This is a genomic window from Youngiibacter fragilis 232.1, assembly GCF_000495435.3.
GTDB lineage: Bacteria > Bacillota > Clostridia > Clostridiales > Clostridiaceae > Youngiibacter > Youngiibacter fragilis.
In genome coordinates, this window is record NZ_AXUN02000152.1 from 1 (window position 1) to 996 (window position 996).

At 46.8% G+C, this 996-nt stretch carries 2 protein-coding genes; both read right to left on the minus strand.

The window, feature by feature from the left end:
* Window positions 1-688, minus strand: a 688-nt coding sequence (gene istA / locus T472_RS20615) for an IS21 family transposase (RefSeq protein WP_242864779.1), incomplete at its 3' end; no start/stop codon positions are given.
* Between the two features lie 135 nt (window positions 689-823).
* Window positions 824-982 carry a DUF116 domain-containing protein gene (locus T472_RS20620; protein WP_242864780.1) on the minus strand — a complete coding sequence of 53 codons (159 nt, stop codon included), beginning with the start codon at window positions 980-982 and terminating at the stop codon, window positions 824-826.
* Window positions 983-996 lie beyond the last annotated feature (14 nt).

The following is a 996-nucleotide window of genomic DNA, read 5'->3' on the forward strand; positions in this document are numbered from 1 at the left end:
AACCCTCACAGGCCCTCACACGAAAACCTGCCGCTGTGGCGTAAGCGTGAAACCTCTCATTTAACCTTAGCTCCCGAAACCGTTCCTCTAGTACCACCAGCTTCGTTTGGTCATATACACACTCCTCAGGACACCCTCCAAAGTAACGAAAGGCCGCATCATGCATCTGTATAAACTTCTCCGTGTCCACAGGCTCCCTGCACACCGCCACATACATGAGTCTCGAATAGGAAAGCACAAACACCACAAAGTACACCCTCGTTTCCTCTCCGCCGATCATCAAACCGCGAAACTCCCCACCATCAACCTGGCACTGTACTCCAGGCTCCATGGCCAGAACTGGCTCGTAGTAACGCTTCTGTTTGAAACTGATAGTCTCCTTCACTCTCCTGACAAATCGCCTGACAGTTCGACTTGATACTGTAAGTTCCGGATGCTTGCGTAAAAGTCTATCCCTAATCTTGACCGCACTAAGCCCTGGATAGCTTTGAAGCAGATGGACGATGTAGTCCCGATGCTGATCAAGTATCTTAGCGCGCTCTCGTTGACTCTTTTGTGCTTGAATGGACTCTTCCGCCATGCCCAGATACTTTCTCACTGTGTTCCGAGATATGCCTAGTTCTCGGGCAATTGCTCGGATTGAAAGCCCGTTGCCATCGTCGTATAATGCCTTGATTTTGTGAATCACGATCCATTCCTTCAAGTTTTGATCCTCCTAATTGTCCTTTATAAGACAATTAGAAGGATATGGCCTTTTGCCATCTGTTGCACTCTAGAAGTGGCTCAAAATTATTGTCCGATTAGGGCTCATTTTAATTGGCCATTAACAGTACTCCAGGGCCTTTTCTACCTGCTTTAAAGGAACCAAGGTGTCTAAACAGGGTCCTTTAGGCCGTTTATTTAAAATACCATACACAGGCAAAGGATATGTATCCTGAATACCACTGGATAAATCTCTTTCACAAGCAACAGCTATTATCATCTTGGGTCTGGTGG